At 53.4% G+C, this 23,209-nt stretch carries 22 protein-coding genes, 2 tRNA genes and 1 rRNA gene; 8 read left to right on the forward strand and 17 right to left on the reverse strand.

The window, feature by feature from the left end; all coding sequences use genetic code 11:
• Positions 1–2: 2 nt before the first annotated feature.
• A complete protein-coding gene (locus ABLU80_RS20605; protein WP_230250596.1) occupies positions 3–1,349 on the reverse strand; it encodes a Na(+)-translocating NADH-quinone reductase subunit A in 1,347 nt (448 codons plus the stop codon).
• A 409-nt stretch (positions 1,350–1,758) separates the two neighbouring features.
• Here ABLU80_RS20605 and dpaA point away from each other — a divergent pair, with 409 nt between their 5' ends.
• Positions 1,759–2,499: a peptidoglycan meso-diaminopimelic acid protein amidase gene (dpaA, locus tag ABLU80_RS20610; protein WP_015704469.1), complete on the forward strand. Its 741-nt coding sequence runs from the start codon at positions 1,759–1,761 to the stop codon at positions 2,497–2,499.
• Here the strand turns inward: dpaA and ABLU80_RS20615 are convergent.
• Positions 2,470–3,237, reverse strand: a complete 768-nt coding sequence (locus tag ABLU80_RS20615; RefSeq protein WP_049033453.1) for a class II glutamine amidotransferase — start codon at positions 3,235–3,237, stop codon at positions 2,470–2,472. The genes dpaA and ABLU80_RS20615 overlap by 30 nt on opposite strands.
• Positions 3,238–3,333: 96 nt before the next feature.
• Positions 3,334–3,915, reverse strand: coding sequence for a D-sedoheptulose 7-phosphate isomerase (gene lpcA, locus ABLU80_RS20620; RefSeq protein ID WP_004099149.1), 582 nt, complete (start codon positions 3,913–3,915; stop codon positions 3,334–3,336).
• Positions 3,916–4,155: 240 nt separating this feature from the next.
• Between lpcA and fadE the strand changes: the two genes are divergently transcribed.
• Both fadE and ABLU80_RS20630 read left to right on the forward strand, forming a co-directional pair.
• The gene (fadE, locus tag ABLU80_RS20625; protein WP_015368121.1) at positions 4,156–6,600 is read left to right on the forward strand and encodes an acyl-CoA dehydrogenase FadE; all 2,445 of its coding nucleotides are present in this window, start codon (positions 4,156–4,158) and stop codon (positions 6,598–6,600) included.
• 168 nt (positions 6,601–6,768) lie between these two features.
• The gene (locus ABLU80_RS20630) at positions 6,769–7,539 is read left to right on the forward strand and encodes an amidohydrolase (protein ID WP_182015136.1); all 771 of its coding nucleotides are present in this window, start codon (positions 6,769–6,771) and stop codon (positions 7,537–7,539) included.
• Positions 7,540–7,569: 30 nt separating this feature from the next.
• Here the strand turns inward: ABLU80_RS20630 and eamB are convergent, their stop codons facing one another.
• The gene (gene eamB / locus ABLU80_RS20635) at positions 7,570–8,160 is read right to left on the reverse strand and encodes a cysteine/O-acetylserine transporter (RefSeq protein ID WP_045413139.1); all 591 of its coding nucleotides are present in this window, start codon (positions 8,158–8,160) and stop codon (positions 7,570–7,572) included.
• Positions 8,161–8,263: 103 nt separating this feature from the next.
• Between eamB and ABLU80_RS20640 the strand changes: the two genes are divergently transcribed.
• Entirely contained in the window at positions 8,264–9,151 is an 888-nt protein-coding gene (locus ABLU80_RS20640) for a LysR family transcriptional regulator (protein ID WP_047080955.1), read from the forward strand.
• A 186-nt stretch (positions 9,152–9,337) separates the two neighbouring features.
• Here ABLU80_RS20640 and ABLU80_RS20645 read toward each other — a convergent pair whose 3' ends face one another.
• The 6 genes from ABLU80_RS20645 to dnaQ form a co-directional block, all read right to left on the reverse strand.
• Positions 9,338–9,769, reverse strand: coding sequence for a hypothetical protein (locus tag ABLU80_RS20645; protein ID WP_228306603.1), 432 nt, complete (start codon positions 9,767–9,769; stop codon positions 9,338–9,340).
• 731 nt (positions 9,770–10,500) lie between these two features.
• A complete protein-coding gene (locus ABLU80_RS20650; protein WP_227513508.1) occupies positions 10,501–11,520 on the reverse strand; it encodes a DUF6396 domain-containing protein in 1,020 nt (339 codons plus the stop codon).
• Positions 11,521–11,594: 74 nt separating this feature from the next.
• Positions 11,595–12,248: a phospholipase D-like domain-containing protein gene (locus tag ABLU80_RS20655; RefSeq protein WP_227513509.1), complete on the reverse strand. Its 654-nt coding sequence runs from the start codon at positions 12,246–12,248 to the stop codon at positions 11,595–11,597.
• 33 nt (positions 12,249–12,281) lie between these two features.
• Positions 12,282–12,983, reverse strand: a complete 702-nt coding sequence (locus ABLU80_RS20660; RefSeq protein WP_196798181.1) for a hypothetical protein — start codon at positions 12,981–12,983, stop codon at positions 12,282–12,284.
• A gap of 390 nt (positions 12,984–13,373) precedes the next feature.
• A tRNA-Asp gene (locus ABLU80_RS20665) sits at positions 13,374–13,450 on the reverse strand.
• A gap of 132 nt (positions 13,451–13,582) precedes the next feature.
• Entirely contained in the window at positions 13,583–14,314 is a 732-nt protein-coding gene (dnaQ, locus tag ABLU80_RS20670; protein ID WP_015368125.1) for a DNA polymerase III subunit epsilon, read from the reverse strand.
• A 64-nt stretch (positions 14,315–14,378) separates the two neighbouring features.
• Between dnaQ and rnhA the strand changes: the two genes are divergently transcribed.
• Positions 14,379–14,846, forward strand: coding sequence for a ribonuclease HI (rnhA, locus tag ABLU80_RS20675; protein ID WP_015368126.1), 468 nt, complete (start codon positions 14,379–14,381; stop codon positions 14,844–14,846).
• Here the strand turns inward: rnhA and ABLU80_RS20680 are convergent.
• Entirely contained in the window at positions 14,843–15,565 is a 723-nt protein-coding gene (locus tag ABLU80_RS20680) for a class I SAM-dependent methyltransferase (protein WP_348850429.1), read from the reverse strand. The genes rnhA and ABLU80_RS20680 overlap by 4 nt on opposite strands.
• 33 nt (positions 15,566–15,598) lie before the next feature.
• Between ABLU80_RS20680 and gloB the strand changes: the two genes are divergently transcribed.
• Positions 15,599–16,354, forward strand: a complete 756-nt coding sequence (gene gloB, locus ABLU80_RS20685; protein WP_015704465.1) for a hydroxyacylglutathione hydrolase — start codon at positions 15,599–15,601, stop codon at positions 16,352–16,354.
• Positions 16,355–16,425: 71 nt separating this feature from the next.
• Positions 16,426–17,793, forward strand: coding sequence for a murein transglycosylase D (gene mltD, locus ABLU80_RS20690; RefSeq protein ID WP_032712667.1), 1,368 nt, complete (start codon positions 16,426–16,428; stop codon positions 17,791–17,793).
• Positions 17,794–17,847: 54 nt separating this feature from the next.
• Here mltD and ABLU80_RS20695 read toward each other — a convergent pair whose 3' ends face one another.
• The 3 genes from ABLU80_RS20695 to ABLU80_RS20705 all read right to left on the reverse strand — a co-directional run bounded on the left by ABLU80_RS20695 (position 17,848) and on the right by ABLU80_RS20705 (position 20,796).
• On the reverse strand, positions 17,848–18,618 hold the full coding sequence (locus ABLU80_RS20695; protein ID WP_213795692.1) for a class I SAM-dependent methyltransferase: 771 nt from the start codon (positions 18,616–18,618) through the stop codon (positions 17,848–17,850).
• A gap of 86 nt (positions 18,619–18,704) precedes the next feature.
• On the reverse strand, positions 18,705–19,502 hold the full coding sequence (locus ABLU80_RS20700) for an endonuclease/exonuclease/phosphatase family protein (RefSeq protein WP_015704463.1): 798 nt from the start codon (positions 19,500–19,502) through the stop codon (positions 18,705–18,707).
• A gap of 103 nt (positions 19,503–19,605) precedes the next feature.
• Positions 19,606–20,796 carry an MFS transporter gene (locus tag ABLU80_RS20705; RefSeq protein ID WP_348850430.1) on the reverse strand — a complete coding sequence of 397 codons (1,191 nt, stop codon included), beginning with the start codon at positions 20,794–20,796 and terminating at the stop codon, positions 19,606–19,608.
• 104 nt (positions 20,797–20,900) lie between these two features.
• Here ABLU80_RS20705 and yafC point away from each other — a divergent pair, with 104 nt between their 5' ends.
• Positions 20,901–21,803: a DNA-binding transcriptional regulator YafC gene (gene yafC, locus ABLU80_RS20710; RefSeq protein ID WP_015368133.1), complete on the forward strand. Its 903-nt coding sequence runs from the start codon at positions 20,901–20,903 to the stop codon at positions 21,801–21,803.
• A 48-nt stretch (positions 21,804–21,851) separates the two neighbouring features.
• Here the strand turns inward: yafC and dkgB are convergent, their stop codons facing one another.
• From dkgB to rrf, 3 genes are all read right to left on the reverse strand, one after another.
• On the reverse strand, positions 21,852–22,655 hold the full coding sequence (gene dkgB, locus ABLU80_RS20715; protein WP_032712664.1) for a 2,5-didehydrogluconate reductase DkgB: 804 nt from the start codon (positions 22,653–22,655) through the stop codon (positions 21,852–21,854).
• 168 nt (positions 22,656–22,823) lie between these two features.
• Positions 22,824–22,900, reverse strand: a tRNA-Asp gene (locus tag ABLU80_RS20720).
• 56 nt (positions 22,901–22,956) lie between these two features.
• Positions 22,957–23,072: ribosomal RNA gene (gene rrf, locus ABLU80_RS20725) — 5S ribosomal RNA — on the reverse strand.
• Positions 23,073–23,209: the final 137 nt, after the last annotated feature.

Genomic DNA, 23,209 nt, shown 5'->3' on the forward strand with positions numbered 1-23,209 from the left:
TCTTATCCTTCCTGCTCAATCTGGGTTAACACGCTGCGCAGCGCCGGGCCGTATTCATATTTGCCCGGACAAACGTAGGTGCAGAGCGCCAGATCTTCTTCATCCAGCTCCAGACAGCCCAGCGCCTGGGCGCTATCGCTATCGCCGGCGAGCAGATCGCGCAGCAATATGGTGGGCAGAATGTCCAGCGGCATCACCCGCTCATAGTTGCCGATCGGCACCATCGCCCGCTCGCCGCCGTTAGTATCAGTGGAGAAATTAAAGCGCTTGCGCTTAAAGAAATGACCAAGGGTGGTACGGGTAATCGAGAACTTCTCTTTGCCCGGCATCACCCAGCCAAACAGCTCTTTTTCGCGGCCTTCTCTGACGACGCTGACCTGCAAATGGTAGCGTCCGAGGAAGGCGTGAGGGCCGCAGGCGTGGGTGCCGCTCAAGACTGAACCGGAAATTACCCGGTTTTCATCATCCACCAGCTCGCCCGCCAGCAGTTCATCGAGGCTGGCGCCAAGACAGGTTTGCAGCAGCCGCGGCTGTTTTACCTGCGGGCCGCCAAGGGCAATGACGCGTTCGCTGTACAGCTCGCCGTCGAGGAACAGTCTGCCGATGGCGATGACCTCCTGATAGTTGAGATGCCAGACCTGTTTGGTCAGGCTGACCGGCTCAAGGAAGTGAATGTGCGTACCGGCAAGCCCTGCCGGATGCGGGCCACTAAACTGGTTGAATGTCACCTGCCCGGCGGGATGGCCGCCCAGCTTGCCGCCGCTGGCCTGACAGACGTGGACTTTACCGTCCGTCAGGTGCGTTAGCACCGTCAGACCGGCATCAAAGGCTTCACGCTGGGCCAGGATAATCGGCTGCGGTTCAGCCGCCAGCGGGTTGGTATCGATAGCAGTGACGAAAATAGCCGCCGGAACGCTACCCGGCGCGGGAATTTTGCTGAAAGGACGGGTACGAAACGCCGTCCACTGCCCGGAGTCCAGCAGCTGTTGCTGCACCGCTTCCTGTGGCAAATCGTTAAGATCTTCTAATGCATAGCGGGTAAACGACACCGCCTCATTGCTGCCGTCGACATCAATCACCACCGATTGCAGCACCCGGCGCTCGCCGCGATGAATGGCGCTGACCACCCCGCTGGCTGGCGCGGTAAAACGTACCCCGGCGTTCTTTTTATCTTCGAACAGCACCTGGCCTTTTTGCACCCGATCGCCTTCGCTCACGGCCATCGAGGGGCGCATGCCGACGTACTCCTCGCCGAGCAGCGCGACGCGTTTCACCGCAGGCCGGGGCGAGATCTGCTGTAATGGCATGCCAGCTATGGGCAAATCCAGCCCTTTCGTGATTTTAATCATATCGTTAGCAGGTATCCGTAACCTAAACCCCGGCTCAAGCCGAGGCCAGCATTATTGATGGAATATCAGAATAAGAAAGGAATAGCGGTGCCACGGGGGCACAAGACGGGAGAGAAGCATCCTTTCTTACCCTGGTCATAAACGGCGGGAGTGTAACATTTTGTGAGTGGCAGAAGTAGGAAAAGCGCCAATAAGTGCTTCTAAAATGCGAGCTATTGCGCAAAGTTCTCACTGCGCTTTGCGGCAATATTCGCTATAAAGGAACATTAAATTGTAAACGCAGCCACACCGTGCTTGCGAAAAACTGCCGTGATGCTAATGTGAGCGCTCTAAATCCAGAAAACTCTGATTTCGGGTATCTCTTGCCGTCCTGGCATGTGGTTTTTTGTTTTATCAAGGAACAAGCAGTATGCGCAAAATCGCATTCTTTATTGCGATGCTTCTGTTGCCGTGCGTGTCATTTGCTGGGTTACTCAGCAGTAACAGCCCGACAACGCCGGTTAGCAAAGAATATAAACAGCAGTTAATGGGCTCTCCCGTTTATATCGAGATCTTCAAAGAAGAGCGGATGCTCGATCTCTACGTCAAAATGGGCGAAACCTACCAGCTTCTCGATAGCTACCGGATCTGTAACTACTCCGGCGGCCTCGGGCCGAAGCAACGCCAGGGCGATTTTAAAAGTCCGGAAGGATTTTATAACGTCTCGCGCAGTCAGCTAAAACCAGACAGCCGCTTTTATAAAGCGATCAATATCGGCTTCCCGAATGCCTACGATCGCGCGCACGGCTATGAAGGTAAATACCTGATGATCCACGGCGCCTGCGTTTCCGTCGGCTGCTACGCGATGACCGATACCGGCATTGACGAGATCTTCCAGTTTGTCACCGGCGCGCTGGTATTTGGCCAGCCAAGCGTGCAGGTCAGCATCTACCCGTTCCGCATGACCGACGCCAACATGGCGCGACATAAGTTCTCGTACTATGCGGATTTCTGGAAGCAGCTGAAGCCAGGCTATGACTACTTCCAGCAGACCCACAAACCGCCGGTGGTTTCGGTGATGGATGGCCGCTATATCGTCAGCAAGCCGCTCAGCCACGAGGTTATCCAGCCGCAGCTGGCCTCAAACTATACGCTCCCCGAGGCAAAATAACGCCCACTCACCTGGCATGATTTTATTCCAGGCCTCATTGCCGGTCAGCGGCTGAGTGGCGATAACGGAGACCACATCGTTTGGTGTGGTCTCACGTTGAAAATCAATTTCCACATCCTGATCCAGCAGCTTCGCCACGCCAAACGGCGCCCGACGGGTGATCCAGTACAGGTTGGTTGAACAGTACGCCATCACATAGCGCCCGTCCGATAACAGCATATTAAACACGCCCTTCTCGCGCATTTCGCCCGCCAGCGTCGCGATGTATTTAAACACGCCGACCATATTGCCTGGCGTGCGCGGATAGCGCTCGTTTAAACGGTGCAGCAGCCAGCAGAAAGCCGTTTCGCTGTCGGTCTCGCCCACCGGGCGGAAATTTCCCGTTTTCAGCGATTTATAACCCTTGAGCTGGCCGTTATGGGCGTAGGTCCAGTGGCGGCCCCACAGTTCGCGGGTGAACGGATGGGTGTTCTCCAGCGCCACTTCGCCGCGGTTGGCCTGACGGATATGGGCAATGACGGAACAGGATTTGATGGGATAATCCTGTACCAGTTTGGCTATTGGCGACTGAAAGCTCGGCTGCGGATCTTTAAATGTGCGACACCCTTTCCCTTCGTAAAAGGTAATACCCCAGCCGTCTTTATGCGGCCCGGTGCCGCCCCCGCGCTGAACCAGCCCGGAGAAGCTAAAACAGATATCGGTCGGCACATTGGCGCTCATCCCGAGCAATTCGCACATAGATCACCTCATACCACTGCACAAAATATCCTGCCGCTAAAGCCTTGTCGCCGTGGCTCCTCAACATGGAAGCCACGGCGCCGTCATCATGGCAAGTTAAGCTTTAACCATCTCTTTTTCGATCAACATAATCAGAATATGAATCACCTTAATGTGAATCTCCTGAATGCGATCGGCGTAACCGAAATGCGGTACGCGAATTTCCACATCGGCGGAACCCGCCATTTTGCCGCCGTCTTTACCGGTCAGGGTGATCACTTTCATACCCTGCGCGCGCGCGGCTTCAATCGCTTTGATCACGTTGCCGGAGTTGCCGGAGGTGGAAATGCCCAGCAGAACATCGCCTGCGCGGCCAACCGATTCAACGTAGCGGGAGAAGACATATTCATAGCCAAAATCATTACTCACGCAGGACAGATGGCTGACGTCAGAAATAGCGATCGCCGGATAACCAGGGCGGTTCTCGCGATAACGCCCGGTCAGCTCTTCCGCAAAATGCATCGCATCGCAATGAGAACCGCCGTTGCCACAGGAAAGTACTTTACCGCCAGCTTTGAAGCTATCCGCCAGCAGTACCGCCGCGCGCTGGATAGCGTGAATGTTGGCCTCGTCCTGCAGAAAGTTGGCCAGCGTTTCCGCGGCTTCGTTCAGTTCGTTACGAATAAGATCCTGGTACATGAGGATAATCCTTCAGTATTGGTTGGAATAACCCTGGCAGTGTACCGGATAGCCGCCGAAGCGAGAAGCAGCAGGCAACGTTATCCCTCGTCCTTTTGATTTTACGTGCCGCTTTTCCAGCCAACAATGTGAGCAAGGTTGTAATTATTTTGTAAACACATTGCTAAAACAAATTACATCCACTACAACCAATACATCACAAGTGGTCAGACCTCCTACAAGATAAGGGAGCATTTCTCTATGATGATTTTGAGTATTGTTGCAACCGTAGTGTTACTCGGCGTGCTCTTCTATCACCGAGTCAGCCTGCTTCTCAGCAGCGTGATTTTGCTCGCCTGGACCGCGGCGCTCAGCGTGGCGGGGCTGTGGAATATCTGGCTGCTGCTGCCGCTGGCGATTATCCTGCTGCCGTTCAACTTTGCGCCGATGCGTAAATCGCTTTTCTCCGCCCCGGCATTCCGCGCCTTCCGTAAAGTAATGCCGCCGATGTCGCGTACGGAGAAAGAAGCCATCGATGCCGGTACCACCTGGTGGGAAGGCGATCTGTTCCGCGGCAACCCGGACTGGCACAAGCTGCATAACTATCCGCAACCGCGCCTCACCGCCGAAGAGCAGGCTTTCATCGACGGCCCGGTAGAAGAAGCCTGCCGCATGGCGAACGACTTCGAAATTACCCATGAAATGGCGGATCTGCCGCCGGAGCTGTGGGCGTACCTGAAAGAGCATCGCTTCTTTGCGATGATCATTAAGAAAGAGTACGGCGGCCTGGAGTTTTCCGCCTATGCCCAGTCTCGCGTACTGCAAAAGCTGTCCGGCGTTTCCGGGATCCTGGCGATCACCGTCGGCGTGCCTAACTCCTTAGGGCCGGGCGAACTGCTGCAACATTACGGTACCGAAGAGCAGAAAAATCACTACCTGCCGCGCCTGGCGCGTGGTCAGGAGATCCCATGCTTCGCGTTGACCAGCCCGGAAGCGGGCTCCGACGCCGGCGCGATCCCGGATACCGGCGTAGTCTGTATGGGCGACTGGCAGGGTCAGCAGGTGCTGGGGATGCGCCTGACCTGGAACAAGCGCTATATCACCCTCGCGCCAATCGCCACCGTACTGGGCCTCGCTTTCAAACTCTCAGACCCGGACCGTCTGCTAGGCGGCGAGGAAGAACTCGGTATCACCTGCGCGCTGATCCCTACCTCAACGCCGGGCGTGGAAATTGGCCGTCGTCACTTCCCGCTGAACGTGCCGTTCCAGAACGGCCCCACTCGCGGTAAAGATATTTTCGTACCGATCGATTACATCATCGGCGGCCCGAGCATGGCCGGCCAGGGCTGGCGTATGCTGGTTGAATGCCTGTCCGTGGGTCGCGGCATTACTCTGCCGTCCAACGCCACCGGCGGCCTGAAATCCGTCGCTATGGCGACCGGCGCCTACGCCCACATTCGCCGTCAGTTCAAAATCTCGATTGGTAAAATGGAAGGTATCGAAGAGCCGCTGGCGCGTATCGCAGGCAACGCCTACGTAATGGACGCCGCCGCTTCGCTGATTACCTACGGTATTATGCTTGGTGAGAAGCCGGCGGTGCTGTCGGCAATCGTTAAATATCATTGTACCCACCGCGGCCAGCGTTCAATCATAGACGCTATGGATATTACCGGCGGTAAAGGCATCATGCTGGGCGAAGGCAACTTCCTTGCCCGCGCTTATCAGGGCGCGCCGATCGCCATTACCGTTGAAGGGGCGAATATCCTCACCCGCAGCATGATGATCTTCGGTCAGGGGGCGATTCGCTGCCATCCGTATGTACTGGATGAGATGGCCGCCGCGCAGAATAATGACGTTAACGCCTTCGATAAGCTGCTGTTTAAACATATCGGCCATGTCGGTAGCAACAAAGTACGCAGCTTCTGGCTGGGCCTGACTCGCGGCCGCACCAGCAGCGCGCCGACCCGTGATACTACACGCCGCTACTATCAGCACATGAATCGCCTGAGCGCCAACCTGGCCCTGCTGTCGGATGTATCAATGGCGGTACTGGGCGGCAGCCTGAAGCGTCGCGAACGTATCTCCGCGCGTCTCGGCGACGTGCTGAGCCAGCTTTACCTGGCATCGGCGGTGCTGAAACGTTATGACGATGAAGGCCGTAATGAAGCGGATCTGCCGCTGGTCCATTGGGGCGTGCAAGATGCGCTGTATCAGGCAGAGCAGGCTATCGATGACCTGCTGAAGAACTTCCCGAACCGCTTTGTCGCCGGCGCGCTGCGTCTCGCCATCTTCCCGACCGGCCGTCACTACGATGCGCCGTCCGACAAGCTGGATCATAAAGTGGCGAAAATTCTGCAGGTTCCGAGCGCGACCCGCTCCCGTATCGGTCGCGGCCAGTACCTGACGCCAAGCGAACATAACCCGGTTGGCCTGCTGGAAGAGGCGCTGCTGGATGTGATGGCGGCGGACCCAATCCACCAGCGCATCTGCAAAGAGCTGGGTAAAAATCTGCCGTTCACCCGCCTGGATGAGCTGGCCACTAATGCGCTGGCCAAAGGGTTAATTAATCAGGAGGAAGCCTCGATTCTGACCCGTGCGGAAACCAGCCGTCTGCGCAGTATTAACGTTGATGATTTCGCGGCGGATGAACTGGCGACCAAACCGGTAAAGCTGCCGGAAAAAATCCGCAAAATTGAAGCGGCATAATAGCAGCAATACTCCACATCACGACGAAGGCGGGGAATTTCCCCGCCTTTTCTTTTGTTACTCCCCCGCCAAAGTAGCATTTTTTTAACAAAATATTCCATGCCGCCTCCCGCTGCTGATATGGTATTAAAATTAGTTTATGCCCTCTTCATAATGGAGTTCACCACTGTGTCTGGCTTGAAAATTACGCTGTTGCAGCAACCGCTGGTGTGGATGGATGGTCCCGCCAACCTGCGCCATTTCGATCGTCAGCTGGAAGAAGTGAGCGGGCGCGACATCATTGTGCTGCCTGAGATGTTTACTACCGGATTTGCCATGGAAGCGGCGAAGCAGTCGATGCCTCAGGGAGAGGTCGTTGAGTGGATGCTGGCGAAAGCGGAGCAGACCAACGCGATGATTGCCGGTAGCGCGGCCTTGCAGACCGAACGTGGCCCGGTGAACCGCTTTCTGCTGGTAGAGCCCGGCGGTAAAATGCACTTTTACGATAAGCGTCACCTGTTCCGCATGGCGGATGAGCATCACCATTATGAGGCAGGTACTGAGCGAGTGGTCTTTGAATGGCGCGGCTGGCGAATTCTGCCGCTGGTATGTTATGACCTGCGCTTCCCGGTATGGTCGCGTAACCACAACGATTACGACCTGGCGCTGTATGTCGCTAACTGGCCAGCCCCGCGTTCGCTGCACTGGCAATCGCTGCTGGTCGCCAGAGCAATTGAAAACCAGGCCTACGTCGCCGGCTGCAACCGCGTCGGCACCGATGGTAACGGCCACCATTATCGGGGCGATAGCCGTATCATCAGCCCACAGGGAGAGATTATCGCTACCGCCGAACCGCATCAGGCGACGCGGCTCGATGCCGATCTGTCGTTGGCCGCGCTGCAGGAGTATCGCGAGAAATTTCCGGCCTGGCAGGATGCCGATCCCTTCACAATCGGCTAAACACTTTTCGGGAGCCGCTGCGCTCCCTTTTTATTCCACTACGATCCGCAAAGCGCAGTAGACCAATAACGCTGCCAATACCCAGTTCAGTTGCCGCCCGTACAACAAAAACAGGCGCTGAAACAGATGCCCCGCCAGAGCCCAGCATAGATTTCCCAGCGCGCCAATCGCCGCCAGCAGCAGACTCACGCTGATGAGCCAAATCGGCTCGCGGGTAACGGGCAGGACAAAGGTAGAGAGCGCGGTGATGCCATACAGAATAATTTTTACGTTGACGAACTGCAGGCCCAGGCTCGCCCAGAAACCCACCGGCTCTGTACTCAGCGCGCCTGCTCCCGGTTTACTTTTGGCTATCTGCCAGGCCAGCCACAGGATATACGCCGCGCCAATCCATCCCAATAGCCGGGTAAAGCGTGAGTCGAGTTCCACCAGCGAAAAGGTTAAAGCCGCGCAAATCAGCATAGTGATAATAAAACCAATGCTCATCCCTGCCAGCACCCGCAGACTGCGGCGTAAGCCATGGGAGGTGACGCTGCTGAGGGCAAGAATATTATTGGGGCCGGGAGTCAGCGCGGTTATCAGGGTATAAGTCAAAAAAGCACTAATCAAAGCTGGGGTCACTTGTCTTCTCCTTCGTTTTGGCAGACAGTACCCGAAGCCATTCATTTAAAAAAATGAATGTTTTCTGACTCTGAATTCGATAATTTCGATAGTTGGTGGCGAAATGGATCTGCGGCGTTTTATTACTCTCAAGACGGTAGTGGAAGAAGGCTCGTTTTTACGCGCGGCGCAAAAACTATGCTGTACGCAATCCACCGTGACCTTTCATATTCAACAGCTTGAGCAAGAACTTGCCGTTCAGCTGTTTGAAAAAATAGGCCGCCGCATGTGCCTGACCGAATCCGGTAAAAAGGTGCTGCCGCACGTCCATGAACTGGCGAGGGTGATGGAAACCATTCGTGAGGCGGCTCGCGAGGATAGCGAACCGGCTGGCGAGCTGCGCGTTGCCTGTGGGGAAACTCTGCTGGCCTATAAAATGCCGCAGGTGCTACTGCGCTTTAAACAACGGGCGCCGCAGGTACGCTTATCATTGCAATCACTTAACTGTTATGTCATCCGCGATGCGCTACTCAACGATAGCGCCGATTTGGGCGTGTTTTATCGGGTTGGCAACGATGACGCGTTAACCATGACAAGCTTTGGCCAGCAGCCGCTGACGCTGGTCGCCTCGCCGCAGCATCCGGCGGTCGATTTTACCCGCTGCGGGCAACATATCCCGCTGAGCTTTGTTATCAATGAGCCACAGTGCGTATTTCGGCAAATTTTTGAAAGCACGCTGCGCCAGCGCGCCATTACCCTGGAAAATACTATTGAGCTCTGGAGTATCGAAAGTATTAAGCAGTGCGTGGCGAGCAATCTTGGCGTCAGCTATCTGCCGCGTTTCGCCGTTGAGGAAGAGCTTAAGCGCGGTACGCTGGTTGAGCTACCGTTTAGCGCTGTTCCGCTCACTATTAACGCGATATGCGCTCATCACGCCGGTAAAGTAGTTAGCCCGGCAATGCGGGTATTTATGCAGTGTGTTGAGGAGGCGTTAGGGGCGGATAATGTATGAATACTGCCGTAGGTAGCATGAGAAAAATATCTCAGATAAGGGCAACATATAACCTATCAGTCGAATACTTCTGTATCAATCATCAAGAATTCTTTCATTTAGCATGGGGGCAAGGTTTCAAGGAGCCCAAGAAGTCATAACAGAAACATTTCAACCATCTCAGAAAACTGGATTTATTTTGCTTTGTTATTTTTTCGGATAAGCTTTCCTATACGCTGATTCCGCCATTAAATCCAGAATAAATTCTTCAAGCTCTTTAGACTGGCTAAAGCTCAGACAGTCATAAATCACCAAATTTGACTGCGCCAAATCGCCGCTGGATTGCTTAGGCTGATAAAAAAACTTTGTTTTATCCTCAATGTATTTTTCAAAATACCGCTCATTAGTACCAAGAATGCCTTGCGGATCCATCTCGAAAATCAAGCCCATGGTATGGTCTTTAAGCGGTAAAGACGAAAAATCCACTCCCATTTTTGTATAATTATCCTTAATACACTTAGTTAATGAATATGCCCTGTATTGTTGAAGCATATCCATATCAGGAGTTATAGTTTCAGAAAATGAATCATGACTAAAAAGAAATAAATACAGTAAACATATAACCGCTATTGCTTTCATTTATTCACCATACATATATTTAACACAGAAAAGATCCTGACGACGTTTTACGATAGACCTATTAAATAACCAATCATGATTAAATTTAATATGCCCGATTTTCTGAAAATGAGACGAGCAAACAAGATGAGCCGTTGCTCGGGCAAGGCTGAAGGGGCAACAGGCGTATCCGGAAGAAAAAACAGCAAGCCCCTTCATATTCTACATATAAGGAGGAAAAAAGAGCTGACACTCACAGGGGTCTCTACTGACTGTAGTGGCACAGTAAATTTGGCCACCTGATTAAAGGTGATATTCTCACCTCAACACAAAACCGGTGACTTAATGAACAAGAAAACCAAGCGTACTTTCACCCCCGAGTTCAGGCTGGAATGTGCACAGCTGATTAAAGCTTATAGTTTTCACGGTAGACACTGAGTTAAGGCACGCTGTCCCACACCGGCTACCACTGACACCCGCGCCTACAATCATGAAGCTGAAGAATAGCCCAATGGCAATACATCACAGGCATTCTCTCTCCAGTGGAGGTATTAATTCGGGTGATATGTAAAATGCTTACCCTTCCCCCACGAATCGCCAGTCTATCCACTGTTCCTCCCGGACCTTTTTATCCTTCAGTGGCCAGGGCGCGGAGTAAAACGCTCTACCAAATCAGTTGGCATTACGTCGCCCTGTTTAAAGTAACGGGTTTCTTCTTTGCTAATTCCGCGGTTTGGTATCCAGGCTATCTGTCAGTAGCCGCTTTTCGGGCAGGCTTCACCGCTGCGGCACAGCAGTTGCGCCACGCTATCTTTGTCGAAGTCCGGTGATGTCGGCAGCGGTCTGCCTGTTGCCGGGTTCAGTTGTTTCGCTTTTGCCAGTTCTGCTATCAGCGACGCACTGGGCTTTGGCGGCGACACATTGGCCTCCCACTCTTCCAGCCACTTCAGCTTACCGTCCCACTCAGGAAGCGGTGCGGGCGGTAACGGGACGATATCGTTGATTTCCGGGACCGTGGGATGTGCCCAGGAGTATTTCGCCAGCACTTCGCCTATCTGCTCATAACGGCGGGCACGCTCCGGGTCTTTTTGCAGGCCCAAATAGAACATTCTGTCCGCTGGTTCTGGTCCGCTGAATCCATGCCTCAAAAAACCGGCAGAACCTGAATCTCCTGCACTGACCCCTAACTGGAATGCCTCAACTGCCTCCGGATATTTTTTGTCAACAGAGAGAGCATTCGCCAGCGCATTGGCCGCACGCCCTTCCCCCTGTTCGGCAGCGCAATGGCGCATCTGACGGGATATATCCGGAGCTATATCAGCAGGTGCCAGTTTTTTGCCCACATAAGCCTGGGCCTGGGGATTCCCCTCATCCGCCGCCTTACGGTAATAACGCTGCGCCATCTCCGGGTCCTGCGCCAGTCCTGCCGCACCGTGCTCCAGATAGATGGCGATAAAGTAATAGCCAGCGGCCACCTTCGCATCTATCAGTCGCTGACTCAGGCGCAGACGCTCATGGCTGCTCAGCGAAAAACGCCCGCGCAGCGCCCCGTTTTGCAGGTTAATACTGGATTTGTAGTGCCCGTTTTCTGCTGCGATACGGTACAGTCGTGCGATTTCCACATCCACCGTTTTGTCCCGGTTAATCAGATTGTTTTTCTGCAACCAGCGGGCATACTTAAACAGCACGTCTGCATCAGCAGATACCTCAGGGATACTCTGGTGTTTACAGGTAAACGCCAGCCGGGCGTTAATATCGGTCAGCGGGTTCATGGGCGCATCCTTGTGGGTATTGTTCTGGTCACAGGCGGCCAGCACTAAACAGAATAAAAAGAAGAGTCGTTTCATCAGTCCAGATCGCTCAGCGTCGCTTTGTTGTAAAAGAATTTAATCAGGGAGGCCTCCGGTTGTTCTTTCTTTGAATCTTGATGGGCTTCATTTCTATCAAGGAGATAACCCCATTCCTCAAATGCCTTGGCCGGATCATCCAGCCCCCCTTTCCCATTTGTATGCAGATTCCACAACCGTCGCCGTAAATCCCGCGTCACGCCGGCCCATTCATGTGCAATATTCATTTCACTGTCTACCTGCATACTGCGCGTGTTGATATTGGCGGAGCCGTGCGTGGTAAACACGTCATTCACTATCATCAGCTTGGAGTGGATATAGACCGGCATCCATTCTTCCGGCAGCGAGTCAGGAGCAACTAATGAACAGAGATGGATCTTAAGCCCGGGGCGTTCTTCAGGCAGTATCTCGCTGCTCTGAATTTCATTCGCTTTCTTTTTAAAGTCAGCAATTTTCTCACTCATCTCGCGGTTATGTTTATTTATTTCCCCCAGATCAATATAGCCAGAGCCACCAAACGTTTCGTTGCTGAGTAGCCCAATTTTACGCAGTTTTGTCACTTCAGGAATGGTATTAGCCTGATCGAGCGTCTCAAGCATGCGCTGGGTATTCAGCGTTCCCGCCCCAATACCTTCATCCGTGACTTTAGTCACAACAAACAAATATAATTCGCGCCCCGCTTTATTCTATCTTTCCGCAATCTTATTTATTAATTCCGCCAGTGGTGGCCAGCGAAAATATTGGTTTTCGATATAGATAAACTGCGTCGCATTATTCACCGCTTTCAGATAGAGCGTTTCAATATCATGTTTCCCTGGCTGTGCCGGAGTACGTAATAACTGTGCCATCAGCGGAGTACCGTGAATGGGCCTTGGTTTCAGATCTTTAGCCACAACGGCAGCATTGCGGATAGTCATCAGATCCTGGCCGGTTTCTTTACGCCACGCTATGGCAAAATTATGGTGCAGATGCTCCAGAATCGGGCCGGTTACCCGGCAGGAAATATCCTTCCGCGGTAGTTTGCCATTTGCACCTAACCGTGGATCCATCCTGTTACCGGGACGGAACATTGATGAATGACTGTCAGTATACCAGTACTCGTCAAGCATGTTATGCCCCATAACAAAACCAATGGCAGACACCGGCAACTCATAGTTAACCAGCACCGTTTTCTGATGGTGAGTTACAAAGCCTGCGAGGGCAAGAACAGTATCAGGACTGATGTCCGGGTCCAGCGCCATACTCGCAGCACGGTATGCAATTTCAGCCCTCTCCAGGAGATTAAAGCCGCGACCGACAAACAAAGGAGAAAGCGAGTTTAATTTTTCTTGTCGCTGTGCAGCGGGTGCGGCAGCAATTTCCGCTATCCCTGTCTGACCATTTTTCAACTGATGATCGGACCATTCACATGTCAAAGAGTACTGACTGAACCATTGTCTATCATAAGCATAACGCTCATCTGTTGTACTCTGACCCGCCCGGTCTTTAAAGCGAATGGCCCCCTTACTTCAGTCCCGGTATTCCGTGGCCTCATTTACCCGCTGGACAATACGGCGCAGGGTTTCCAGCGCCCCCGGCTCTCCACGGGTTTAAGCGCGGTAATAAGAACAGGGGCTTTCAGTTCCGTCAGAGGCATATACTCAAATCTGTACTTATTTTCTCCGGATTCCATCGTACAGATACGGAATCACAGAGACGAAAAAAAACCGCAAGCCTGTGAACAGGCTTGCGGTTTTCTCTCGCATCAGGACGTCCTGAGACACCCTGAAAAATGTAAGTGGCGGAACGGACGGGACTCGAACCCGCGACCCCCTGCGTGACAGGCAGGTATTCTAACCGACTGAACTACCGCTCCGCGTTGTGTTCCGTTGGGAACGAGGCGAATATTACGGTTTCCCTACATCGTCGTCAACGCTTTTTCTTCACTTTTGAATCGTTTGCTGCAAAATTAGCCCGCCCGCCTATTTTTAGCGCATATTAGCGGCAATCAGGCGCGCCACAGGCAGCTTCCGCCCTTTTTTTGCACCAGGTCGAGACGCGATTCATGGTCCGCCAGCTCACTGTCAGAGGCATAAACCACGCGTAATTTACTGGCGGCGCGGACAACGCGCTGTATTCCAATATCGCCGGCCTGCTGTTGGCCTTCTCCTTCCATCGAAAACGCCATGCTGGTCTGCCCACCGGTCATCATCAGATAGACGTCGGCCAGAATCTGGGCATCGAGCAACGCGCCGTGCAGCGTACGCTTGCTGTTGTCTATTTCATAACGTGAACAGAGCGCATCGAGGCTGTTACGCTTGCCGGGGAACATCTTACGCGCCAGCGCCAGGCTATCGGTGACCTTACAAAAGGTTTCCGTTTTCTCAATGCCGCGGTTCAGCTTTTTGAATTCATAATCCATAAAGCCGATATCGAACGATGCGTTATGGATGACCAGCTCCGCGCCGCGGATATACTCCATGAACTCATCGGCAACGTCGGCAAATGTCGGCTTATCCATGAGGAATTCATCGGCAATACCGTGAACGCCGAAGGCTTCAGGGTCCACCAGACGGTCGGGCTTCAGGTAAACATGGAAGTTATTACCGGTGAGGCGACGGTTGATCACCTCTACGGCGCCGATCTCGATGATCTTATGCCCTTCATAGTGGGCGCCGATCTGGTTCATACCGGTGGTTTCGGTATCGAGAACAATCTGTCGTGTAATTGCAGTGCTCATAGCGGTCATTTATGTCAGACTTGTCGTTTACATATCGATTTCAATTACAGGAAGTCTACCAGAGATGCTCAAACAGGTAGAAATTTTCACCGATGGTTCTTGCCTGGGGAATCCAGGGCCTGGCGGCTACGGCGCTATTATGCGCTATCGCCAGCATGAAAAAACCTACAGCGCGGGCTACCGCCTGACGACTAACAACCGCATGGAACTGATGGCTGCCATCGTCGCTCTCGAAGCGCTTAAAGAGCATTGCGAAGTGGTGCTAAGCACCGATAGCCAGTACGTCCGCCAGGGGATAACCCAGTGGATCCATAACTGGAAAAAACGCGGCTGGAAAACCGCGGACAAAAAGCCGGTTAAAAATGTCGATCTGTGGAAACGTCTTGATGCCGCTCTCGGCCAGCATCAAATTAAGTGGGAATGGGTCAAAGGCCATGCCGGGCACCCGGAAAACGAACGCTGTGACGAACTCGCGCGCGCTGCGGCGTCTAACCCCACGCTGGACGATGTCGGCTATCAGCCGGAAAGCTAATTTCCCCCGTCGCGCCACTGCCTGGTGGCGCCAACGGCCGGACGCAGCTGCGTCTTCGCCTTCCCGGACTTCATCGGATTTAGCGTCAGCGGAACGGTTCTTTTCCGCGCGACGATCATTTGCAAACATCCCAAAGCCGGCAGATGAGTACTTAGCATTTTTCCCCCCTGCCTCGACCAGGGCAGCACCTGATAGCGACCATAGTGCAGCACCTCAAAATTGAGCAGCGCCAGCCAGTCTAGCTGTCGCGTCATGGTAAACATCCGGCTGTTATAGGGGATAGTTTTTCGCAGAACCGGCGTCACTTTGCGCAATCCAATCAGGCTCAGCGGGTTAAAAGCAGTCAAAATCATCCAGCCATCGTCAATCAGCACGCGGTCAGCTTCGCGCAACAGCCGGTGCGGATCGCTGCACCATGGCAGAGTATGCGCCAGTAAACAGGCATCCACCGATTTGGCGGCGAAAGGAAGATACAGCGGGTCGGCTTTGACCTGGATCGGACTTCCCCCCAGCGAAACGTTCACCTGATGGGAGATCGCGCAGGCTTCGGTATTGATTTCCGCGCTCAGATTGCCAATCTTAAGTAGATGAAAGCCATATAATTTAGCCAGCCACGGTTTCATATGCCGTTCCAGCGACTCGCGATAGTATTCACCCCACGGCATACTGGACCAATGCTCTGGAGCTGTAATTGTATGAGGTATCCTTGCCGGCTTCATCGCAACCTTCCGCAACGCTTTGAGAGGTAATTTATGAATCTTATCAGTATTCCTGCATTTCAGGACAACTACATCTGGGTTGTTAGCGACGATAGCCGTCGTTGTGTGATAGTCGATCCCGGTGAAGCCGCGCCGGTACTCGCGGCCATTGAAGAAAACAACTGGCAGCCAGAAGCGATTTTGTTAACCCACCACCACCATGATCATGTTGGCGGCGTGAAAGAACTGCGGCAAAAATTTCCGCAACTTGTGGTTTACGGGCCGGCAGAAACCCAGGATAAGGGAAGCACGGATATTGTATCTGATGGCGATAGCATTACTCTTTTGGGTCACGAATTTTCTATTTTCGCCACGCCAGGTCACACATTAGGACATATCTGTTTCTACAGCAAACCTTATCTATTTTGTGGCGATACAATGTTTTCCGGCGGCTGCGGCAGGCTGTTCGAAGGTACAGCAGATCAAATGTATCAATCATTTATGAAAATAAATGCCCTTCCCGCTGACACCCTAATTTGTTGCGCACATGAGTACACTTTAGCAAACATGAAGTTTGCATTGAGTATCCTGCCAGATGATATGGATATAAAGGATTACTACCATAAAGTTAAGGAGTTACGCGCAAAAAACCAAAAGACACTACCCGTTACTCTGAAAAATGAACGCCGTATAAATTTATTTTTACGTACGGATGACAATGATTTAATTAAAGAAATATCCAAAGAAACAAATTTGCAACACTCAGCGCAGAGATTTGCATGGTTAAGGTCAAAGAAAGATGACTTCTGAGATTTAACGCTTGTCATCCTCGGCCTTCACCGTTATCCTTGCTCGTCTTTTAAGCAACTATTGACACACACATGAAGGCACGAGCGATATTACTCGCCTCTGTCCTGCTGGTAGGGTGCCAGGCGTCGAAGCACGACGGCACCGTAGAACAGCGAGCACAGAGCCTTTCTGCAGCTGGTCAAGGGGAAGCAGGCAAGTTCACAAGTCAGGCGCGATGGTTAGATGATGGAACCCTCTACGCGCAAGACCAGGATCTGTGGACTTCCATAAGCGACGAGCTAAAGATGGGAATTCCGGAAAACCCCCGGATTCGCGAACAGAAACAGAAGTACTTACGTAATAAGAGCTATCTCCACGATGTAACTTTACGGGCTGAACCGTATATGTACTGGATAGCCGGGCAAGTTAAGAAACGTAACATGCCAATGGAACTGGTATTACTACCCATAGTGGAGAGCGCTTTTGACCCACACGCGACGTCTGGTGCCAATGCCGCAGGCATTTGGCAGATCATTCCGAGCACAGGGCGCAATTATGGTTTAAAACAGACCCGCAGTTACGATGCGCGTCGTGATGTCGTTGCGTCTACTACCGCGGCGCTGGACATGATGCAACGTCTGAACAAAATGTTCGACGGCGACTGGTTACTGACCGTCGCGGCATATAACAGCGGCGAAGGCCGGGTAATGAAGGCCGTGAAGGCGAACCGTTCGCGTGGTAAACCCACCGATTTTTGGTCGCTCTCGCTGCCGCGTGAAACCAAGGTCTACGTGCCAAAAATGCTGGCTTTGAGCGATATTCTCAAAAACAGCAAGCGTTACGGCGTGAAGCTGCCAACGGCTGATGAAAGCCGTGCGCTGGCGCGCGTTCGCCTCGATAGTCCGGTTGAGATTTCTCAGCTCGCGGACATGGCAGGAATGCCGGTCAGCAAGCTGAAAACCTTCAACGCCGGCGTAAAGGGGTCAACGCTTGGCGCTAGCGGACCAAAGTACGTTATGGTGCCTCAGAAACACGCAGCTCAACTGCGTGAGTCTCTGGCCTCTGGCGACATTGCCGCCGTACAGCCGACGCAGCTTGCTGACAATACGCCGCTGACCAGCCATAGCTACAAGGTACGTTCTGGCGATACGATTTCCGGGATTGCTTCGCGCCTCGGCGTCACCACCCGGGATCTGCAGCAGTGGAACAACCTGCGCGGTTCAGGGCTGAAAGTTGGGCAGAATCTGGTTGTCGGCGCAGGCAGCAGCGCGCAACGTCTGGCGAACAACAGCGATAGCATCACCTATCGTGTTCGTAAGGGCGACTCGCTATCGAGCATCGCAAAACGCCACGGCGTCAATATCCGCGACGTTATGCGCTGGAACAGCGATACCGATAACCTGAAGCCAGGGGATCAGCTAACGCTGTTTGTGAAGAACAACGACAGACCTGAATCCTGATTTCAGAATAACGAGAAAGGCACCGATTCCCCGGTGCCTTTTTTATTGCCAGCGTTACACTGCTTTATGCGCTTCAAACATGATGGTATCACTGGTAAACGATCCATCCTGCTGTAATTCGAAGTAGGCTTTAACCTCCGCCGATGCGCTCTGCTGATATAAGCGAATCGCCTCCGCCAGCGCTTCAGGCGTGCGCATCCGCGCGACCCAGGAGCTAAACTCCAGCGGCAGACGATCGGTCAATAAATGATTGATCGCCAGGCCTGCGTCGTTGGCCAGCGCCAGCCACTCGCCGCTGGAGTAATTACGCACGTGCGAGGTATCGCGCAGCGCTTCCACGGTTTGCAGCCAGACATCACGTACCGGATGCCCCGGAGACATTACGTCCATGATGATCATCACCCCGCCCGGCTTCAACACGCGTTTCACCTCGCGCAGCGCCTGGCCGACATCATGCCAATGGTGAGCGGAGTAGCGGCTAATCACCACATCAAAACTGGCGTCGGCAAACGGCAGCATTTCAGCATATCCCTGCTGAGTGACGATGTTGGTAAAGCCTTTTTCTTTTGCCGCCTGAGCGACAACCTCCAGCATCTGGCTCGATAAATCATACGCGGTAACCTGCGCTACCTGGCCTGCGGCGGTAAAACTGGCGTGCCCTGCCCCGCATCCCATATCCAGCAACGTTGCCTGCGGGAAATCCGCCAGCCGTTCCGCCAGACGCTGCAGATCGCGCCCGGAGGCGTGTACGGCGCTGGTCAGATAGGCGCTTGCCTGTGAGCCAAACTGCTTTTCGACGTTGTCATGATGAGAGCGTGTTGTCATTGTGTTGTCCTTCGGTGGTTTGAGTAATAAAGGGCAGCATCGTGCTGAACGCAGACCTGCCCGATGGCAGGCCTGACATACCTTAATTAATCAGGCTTGCCGGGACTGAATTCGACTAGTAGCGGGTTGTGATCGGAAGCGCGGGTCACCAGCACGGAGGCATCGTGCACGCTTAAGCCGCGGTAGAACACAAAATCGAGCGGGCGACCAAACGCGCGGCGACGCTGATCGTCAGAAAAACGAACCTCGCGTAACGACATCTCACGCGCAAAGCGGTACAACGCATTCATCCGCGGGCGGCTCCAGGCGTTGAAATCACCAGCCATGATTACCGGCCCGCTGTGATGGGCAATCTGATCGCCAATTGGCAGCAGCTGTTTACTATAGACATCGACGCCAAGACTAAAATTAACCGCATGGATATTCACCACCATCAACAACCGTGCATCGGGCAGCGGATAAACGGTCACTAACGCCGATTTAGGCAAACGTAAAATAGGTTCGCGCTCGCGCAAGGGACAGCAATAGATGGGGTGAGCGGAGGCCAGCGTCATCACGCCGGAAGGATGCTGCGGCAATACCAGCGCCGGCACCTGATCGGCGGCCAGATAGTTTGAAGTCGCGAACCTGACCAGTTCTGGGGTGGTTTGCGCCTCCTGCAACAGGACCAGATGCGCGTCTTTGCCGAAATTTTTGAGCACTGACTGCCATTCTGCACGCTGCTGCTTAAAGATATTCCACACCAGCACGCGAATTTTCTCATCGCTGCTTAACGGCGCGCCGGCGGGATAAACCGGACTGACACCCGCAAACGCCCCCGGAGGCAAGATTCTCTCCGCGGGTTGTCCGGCGACATAGCGCATGGCATAGGTATTCTTTCGCAATTTAGGCATTCAACCTCGATAACAGGAAACCAGCCCGACTGCGGCTGGTTCTTCTGTTATAGGGATTTTCCCATACACTTTCAATGCAATTTGCGAGAAAGCCTTATCCTTCGAGAGAAACGGCTGCCGAACGGCGTGGAGATTTATCTAAACGACCGCTCAGTACAACCAGTAACAAAGCAACCAGCACAATCAGCGCGCCAATCCACGGCGTCTGCGCCAGACCGTACAGCTCGACCGTCTGTCCACCAATGACCGAACCGAGGGCAATACCAATATTGAAGGCAGCGATGTTCAAACCAGAAGCAACATCAACGGCGCCCGGCGTGTATTGTTCAGCCTTTTGTACCACATAGACCTGCAGACCCGGAACGTTGCCGAAGGCGAAAATCCCCATCACCAGTACCGTTGCCAGAGCGGCGTAGTGCAGATTGGCCGTGAACTGGAAGACCAGCAACAGCACCACCAACGCAGCGAAGATAAATTTCAACGCGGCGACAGCGCCATGTTTATCGGCGAGCTTACCGCCCCACACGTTACCGATAGCGACGGAGATACCGTAACCCAGCAGGATCCAACTGACCGCAGACGGGCTAAAGCCAGCCAGCTTCTGCATCATCGGCGCGAGGAAAGTAAATGCGGTAAACACGCCGCCATAGCCCAGCGCGGTAATCGCGTAGATCATCAACAGGCGCGGATGGGTCAAGACTTTCATCTGATCGCGCAGGCTGGCGCCGGCGCGGCCCGGAATATTATTTGGCACCAGGACCAGGCTGCTGATAAGCGCAATGACGCCCAGAATCGATACCGCGAGAAACGTTTCCCGCCAGCCAAAATGCTGACCGATGAACGTCCCGAAAGGCACCCCGGTTACCAGCGCGACCGTCAGGCCGCCGAACATGATAGCAATGGCCGAGGCGGCTTTCTCTTTTGGCACCAGGCTGGTGGCAATCGTCGAGCCGATAGAAAAGAATACGCCATGCGCCAGTCCGGTCAGCAGGCGGGCTACAATCAAAGTGCCATAACCCGGAGCCTGCCACGCTAGCAGGTTACCGGCGGTAAACAACACCATTAACGCCAGCAGGAGCTGCTTACGCGGCATGCGCCCGGTTAGCGCGGTCAGCACCGGGGCGCCAATCGCCACGCCTAGCGCATAGATGGAAACCAGCAGGCCCGCAGACGGCAGCGAGATAGCCAGTTGTTCAGCAATGGTCGGTACCAGGCCGACGATCACAAATTCGGTAGTGCCAATAGCAAAGGCACCGATGGTTAATGCAAGTAGCGCCAGTGGCATAATTTACTCCGTAGCATCAGGATTAAGATGACACGTAGTATGAAGGGATGTTTAAATAACAAAAACCATCAAAATATCAATAGAATTTTGCTATAGGTGCAACAATGAGAGCCACGTCAGAAGAGATCGCTATCTTCGTCGCCGTAGTGGAAAGCGGCAGTTTTAGCCGGGCGGCCGAGCAGCTCGGGCAGGCAAACTCTGCCGTCAGCCGGGCAGTCAAAAAGCTGGAATCAAAGCTAGGCGTTAGTTTGTTAAACCGGACCACGCGCCAGCTGAGCCTGACAGAAGAAGGCGAGCGTTATTTCCGCCGCATGCAGGTGGTGTTGCAGGAGATGGCGGCTGCTGAGAACGAGCTTCTGGAGACGCGCACTACCCCTCGCGGATTGCTTCGCGTTGATGCCGCCACCCCGGTGATGCTGCATTTTTTAATGCCGCTGGTAAAACCGTTTCGCGAACGTTATCCAGAAATGACGCTCTCGCTGGTCTCCTCGGAAACCTTCATTAATCTTATAGAACGTAAAGTCGACGTCGCGATCCGCGTGGGTACCCTAACCGATTCCAGCCTGCGCGCCCGCCCGCTGTTCACCAGCTATCGCAAGATCATCGCCTCGCCTGATTATATCGCTCGCTACGGCACGCCGGTGAATGCGGAAGATCTTGCGGATCATCTCTGCCTGGGGTTCACCGAGCCTGTCTCGTTAAATACCTGGCCTATTGCCGCCAGCGATGGTCAATTACTGGAAGTCGGTTGCGAAATAACCTCTAACAGTGGCGAAACGCTAAAACAGCTCTGTCTTGGCGGCAATGGTATTGCCTGTCTATCGGATTATATGGTGGATAAAGAGATTGCCAGCGGGGAGTTTGTGGAGCTACTTGCCGACAAGCGCTTGCCGGTGGAGATGCCTTTCAGTGCGGTGTATTACAGCGACAGAGCCGTCAGCACGCGCATCAGGGCATTTATTGACTTTCTGAGTGAGCACGTCAAACAGCTCCCGAAGGAGCTGTAAGAAACTATCGTCCGGCAGCGGCGTCAACCGCCTGCCGGAATCGGTGGATTAATCCCACTTCGGCGCCAGACCTTCCGGGCTTACCAGACGGTCGTTGCAATCCAGCGCGGCAATCGCTTTACGATCTTCATCATCCAGCTTCAGATCCAGCGCTTTCAGGTTGCTCGCCAGATTTTCACGCTTGGTGGAAGATGGAATAACCGCATAACCTTCGCCCATCGCCCACGCCAGAATAACCTGTGCCGGGGTCGCATTATGTTTCGCCGCGATACGGGCAATCACTTCATCTTTCAGCGCCTTACCGTAGGCCAGCGTCATGTAAGAGGTGATGTGGATACCGTGTTCACGCGCCCAATCGACCACTTTACGGTTCTGCAGGTACGGAGACAGTTCAACCTGGTTGGTCGCGATATTTTCAGCGCCAACGGCAGCGATCGCACGTTCCATCAGTGGAATAGTGAAGTTAGAGATACCGATCTGTCGGGTCAGACCCAGCTTCTTCGCTTCCATCAGCGCAGCCATAAACTCTTCAACAGCAACCGCATCGTTCGGCGACGGCCAGTGAATCAGCGTCAGATCAACATAATCGGTGCGCAGCTTCTGCAGGCTCTCTTTCAGGCTGGCGATCAGCTTGTCTTTACTCAGGTTTTCGATCCAGATTTTGGTGGTGATGAACAGTTCATCACGCGGCACGCCGCTTTCCGCGATAGCCTGGCCAACAGCGGCTTCGTTTTCATAGATCTGTGCGGTATCGATAGTACGATAGCCCAGCTCCAGCGCCATTTTTACAGAGTTGATGACTACGTCGTCTTGCAGACGGAAAGTGCCAAGACCAAATGCAGGGATTGTCATGATTGATGTTCCTCGTTAATTATTCGTTTCGCTTAACTGAGGCCATTATGGGTGAAGGTTGGGTTGGGAAAAAGATCGATAAATGCAGAGGATTTTTGCTGATTTAGCAATAATTGGAATGGAGAAAACAAAAAAGCCCTGAGCAAAATGCTCAGGGCTTTTAATAAGTGGCGGAACGGACGGGACTCGAACCCGCGACCCCCTGCGTGACAGGCAGGTATTCTAACCGACTGAACTACCGCTCCACCGAATTTTTTCTACATCTACCGGTTTAATGCCCCGGTTTTACTGCAAATTTGATGCCTGGCAGTTCCCTACTCTCACATGGGGAGACCCCACACTACCATCGGCGCTACGGCGTTTCACTTCTGAGTTCGGCATGGGGTCAGGTGGGACCACCGCGCTATCGCCGCCAGGCAAATTCTGTTTTCAACACGTCCTCAGGACGTACTGATTAATCTGTATCAGGCTGAAAATCGTCTCAAATCCGCCAAAACACCTTCGGCGTTGTAAGGTTAAGCCTCACGGTTCATTAGTATCGGTTAGCTCAACGT

The organism is Klebsiella sp. CN_Kp104 (assembly GCF_040064515.1).
GTDB lineage: Bacteria > Pseudomonadota > Gammaproteobacteria > Enterobacterales > Enterobacteriaceae > Klebsiella > Klebsiella aerogenes.

Bases quoted from the DNA above. Each gene is read 5' to 3' on its own strand.
- dnaQ (WP_015368125.1), bottom strand. From the start codon at position 14,314: ATGAGCACTGCAATTACACGACAGATTGTTCTCGATACCGAAACCACC.
- ABLU80_RS20680 (WP_348850429.1), bottom strand. From the start codon at position 15,565: ATGAAGCCGGCAAGGATACCTCATACAATTACAGCTCCAGAGCATTGG.
- ABLU80_RS20650 (WP_227513508.1), bottom strand. From the start codon at position 11,520: ATGAACCCGCTGACCGATATTAACGCCCGGCTGGCGTTTACCTGTAAA.
- rnhA (WP_015368126.1), top strand. From the start codon at position 14,379: ATGCTCAAACAGGTAGAAATTTTCACCGATGGTTCTTGCCTGGGGAAT.
- lpcA (WP_004099149.1), bottom strand. From the start codon at position 3,915: ATGTACCAGGATCTTATTCGTAACGAACTGAACGAAGCCGCGGAAACG.
- gloB (WP_015704465.1), top strand. From the start codon at position 15,599: ATGAATCTTATCAGTATTCCTGCATTTCAGGACAACTACATCTGGGTT.
- ABLU80_RS20695 (WP_213795692.1), bottom strand. From the start codon at position 18,618: ATGACAACACGCTCTCATCATGACAACGTCGAAAAGCAGTTTGGCTCA.
- yafC (WP_015368133.1), top strand. From the start codon at position 20,901: ATGAGAGCCACGTCAGAAGAGATCGCTATCTTCGTCGCCGTAGTGGAA.
- ABLU80_RS20705 (WP_348850430.1), bottom strand. From the start codon at position 20,796: ATGCCACTGGCGCTACTTGCATTAACCATCGGTGCCTTTGCTATTGGC.
- dpaA (WP_015704469.1), top strand. From the start codon at position 1,759: ATGCGCAAAATCGCATTCTTTATTGCGATGCTTCTGTTGCCGTGCGTG.
- ABLU80_RS20640 (WP_047080955.1), top strand. From the start codon at position 8,264: ATGGATCTGCGGCGTTTTATTACTCTCAAGACGGTAGTGGAAGAAGGC.
- ABLU80_RS20645 (WP_228306603.1), bottom strand. From the start codon at position 9,769: ATGAAAGCAATAGCGGTTATATGTTTACTGTATTTATTTCTTTTTAGT.
- mltD (WP_032712667.1), top strand. From the start codon at position 16,426: ATGAAGGCACGAGCGATATTACTCGCCTCTGTCCTGCTGGTAGGGTGC.
- dkgB (WP_032712664.1), bottom strand. From the start codon at position 22,655: ATGACAATCCCTGCATTTGGTCTTGGCACTTTCCGTCTGCAAGACGAC.
- ABLU80_RS20605 (WP_230250596.1), bottom strand. From the start codon at position 1,349: ATGATTAAAATCACGAAAGGGCTGGATTTGCCCATAGCTGGCATGCCA.
- ABLU80_RS20615 (WP_049033453.1), bottom strand. From the start codon at position 3,237: ATGTGCGAATTGCTCGGGATGAGCGCCAATGTGCCGACCGATATCTGT.
- fadE (WP_015368121.1), top strand. From the start codon at position 4,156: ATGATGATTTTGAGTATTGTTGCAACCGTAGTGTTACTCGGCGTGCTC.